The following is a 2,881-nucleotide window of genomic DNA, read 5'->3' on the forward strand; positions in this document are numbered from 1 at the left end:
ATTCAACACTTTAGTTTCCATTTCATATACAGGATGTTGGGTTGATACTGAAATAGCGCTCACAACATTGATAAATGCATCGTATCCACCTTCATTTGCTATAAAAGTAGTAGTCAGAGAGGTTGATCCTGCAGGTATTAGAGTAGAGAACATAGAAACATCCCAACCTCTTGTATTCTGTGGGGCTTCATCTTGGTTAGTAACGGTTCCATTAAAAAAGTTATTAGTCCACCGCCCATTATAGCCGCCATAGCTCGTATTCACTTTGAATCGGTCTCCTGACACCGCAGCCTCTCCTCCCAAGGTAACTTGACCTAAGGTGGTATTCCAGCCTCCTGAACTTGAAAAACCGCTCATGAGTCTATCCCTACTAAGGGCTCCGCCTGCTCCTACACGTTCAAAGCCATTTTCTATACGGAGCATGCTTTCTCGACTAATCTTAGGGTCTTCGTATACAACGACCATAGCCCAACCTGCTTGGATTGGCCAAGAAGCACCTCCACCATTAGCAATGTTATTTACCTGATAGGTACCATTTAGATTACCCGCCGCAGCCAAGGATTGTAGATCAGCCGTTACATCCGCCCAACGGTAGTAGTAAGAATCGTCATCGACCCTTGTTCCATCATTAACTATGGATTGAGTAGGGTCTATTTGATCATTTTGTCCCGCTATATATTTTCCATTGGTTCCAAAACCATAGTTATTATACCATACCAACTCACCTGAATTGGGATCATACTCCAAGTCTCCTACATTATCCATAGTATGATAACCACAAGGACGACCAGTTCCCCCTACATTTATCTGAGGGAAGGTATAAGTTCCTATAGGGGTTCCCCCTACATTGACCCAGGTAAAACCAGTCTTCTGCATAGTTCCTCCCTTATAAGCTTGTACTTCTATAGCTACATCTCCAGAACCTCTACTTCCCCACCACCAAGCTTTGAAATTAAACTTTATTTTTCTTCCTGGAAAATCCTGTCGTATTTTCCCTACTCGAAACATAATCCCCTCAAGCCCAGTACCGGTATTATCCCCACTCCACTGTGCATAAGGACTGGTATAAGTAGTACTAGTCACATCACAATAGCCTGCTGTCCATGTAAAAGGAGAGACTGAAGTATCCATATGGATACTTCCTTCAAAGTCACTACCATCATTAAAGCGCCAACGATAGATTAGATAATCTGCATCATTCCATACGAGATTCCCGGTCTCTTTGTGCCCTTTGTCTGAGGTAATCGCCTTTTGAAATCCATTAGGCCCCTTTAAGACAACCTGATCGGTATTTCCTCCTGTATGTCCAGCCCAATAGAGCCTTGCCCACTTAATTATAGGAGGGCAGTCCGTCACTATTTGCAAGGTAGCTGGCCTATCAGAGCCATTTCCTATCAAAGTAAAATTCCCTTTCAAAGGTTTTCCATCATTATCAAACACTGTTGTGAATGTCTGTTGCGCAAAAACCATTTGCCCTATGAGGAGTAATAGGACGAGAGTGATAGTTTGTTGGAAAAATAATTTTAATTTCATAATGCTTAATTATTACAGGTTCTTATTTAGGAGTCTGTACGCCTTATAGATACTCCTAAAAATATAGTAACCTTCTCATCATGGTATGTTTTTGATTTTCTTAAATATATTATATAAATAGGTCGCTACCTCCTTAAGAAAGAGGTAACTTATTATTATTTAAACAATTAGCAAACATCCTATTGCTTCTTCTCAATGGTAAAGTATAGGGCTGGTTATCAAAAGCAAAGTTATAAAAAATATATTACAAAAAAAGTATTTTAGAAAAAATATCATGAAATGTATGTATTCGCGCATGAACCGTAAATAGTGACAAGTGACTAATGACTAATACCTTTATCAGGAATTAACCACTAGTCACTTGTCACTAGTCATTATTAGTATATTTTTCCTTCGGAAAGGAGCTTCATCTTACTGATGATCTCGGCGGTCTTCGGGTCGTCATCTACAAAAGGGAGGAAGACACGGCCACGGTGTTGGCTCTGTACGGCTACTACATTGATTTGTAAGCCGCCTTTGCTAATCATCCCACTACCAAGGTGTAGGCTGTAATCCCCATGTTCAGTCTTAACCAAAATATAACGCTCCTTGACCTCTACATTGGTAAGCTTAAAGAGGCGCGCACTCTCACGAGCTAAGGCACCACGCATCTGCATAGTGCTATGAGAGGCTTCGGGATCTACGCCGCCTACATGGGCTACGCTGACTACCAAATCCACATCGCGCATCACCTCGCTGAAGATGACCGGATTGATCTCCTTCATCGGCACTTCCTTGCCGTCCTTAAGATTATAGAAGACTACATATTCCAGCGTAGGTGCCTCCACATCCGAAGGGGTATACCAGTCGGCTGCTGCGTAGATGGTCGCACGGAAACCTTCCTTGTGATATACTCTTTGGAGCCCCTCCTCATAATTGACTGTCCAGCCACGACCTCGGAGCAGTGCCACTGTCTTTTGAGGCTGCACTTGGTGACCTTGGTAGCGCTCACTGCGGTTGCTGGTCTCCAGCTCGTCCTTGGTAGGGACATAGAGCTCACGGAATACCTGCTTGAATGGCTGCTTGATCTCCTTGTCAAAGAGATACTTCTGGTACAAATCCCACTGTACCGCATAGAATAGGTGACTGGGGTGCGCTATCAGGAGTTTGTCAGATGCTTTGAGGGTTATTTTTTCACCTTCTGCATTGAGCAAATGACCGTCCTGCCAAAAGCCGGAAGCCTGGGTCTCTGGATTGAAGAGTACGAGCTTGCTAAGCATCGCCTTTACCACGGGGTGTTCCATAATACGATGTAACTCCGCTACAGAGAATAAAGTTTGTGAAAGCATCGCTTGTTCCAAAGATAGGC

Annotated in this window: 2 protein-coding genes; both read right to left on the bottom strand. The window is 43.2% G+C overall.

Features of this window, described 5'->3' with window-relative positions:
* The coding region (locus HMPREF1551_RS12495) for a hypothetical protein (protein ID WP_021629539.1) at positions 1–1,533 on the bottom strand (1,533 nt) is incomplete at its 3' end.
* 377 nt (positions 1,534–1,910) lie between these two features.
* On the bottom strand, positions 1,911–2,881 hold a 971-nt coding region (locus HMPREF1551_RS12500; RefSeq protein WP_021629540.1), incomplete at its 5' end, for a DUF4132 domain-containing protein.

The sequence above is a fragment of the Capnocytophaga sp. oral taxon 863 str. F0517 genome (genome assembly GCF_000466425.1).
Lineage (GTDB): Bacteria > Bacteroidota > Bacteroidia > Flavobacteriales > Flavobacteriaceae > Capnocytophaga.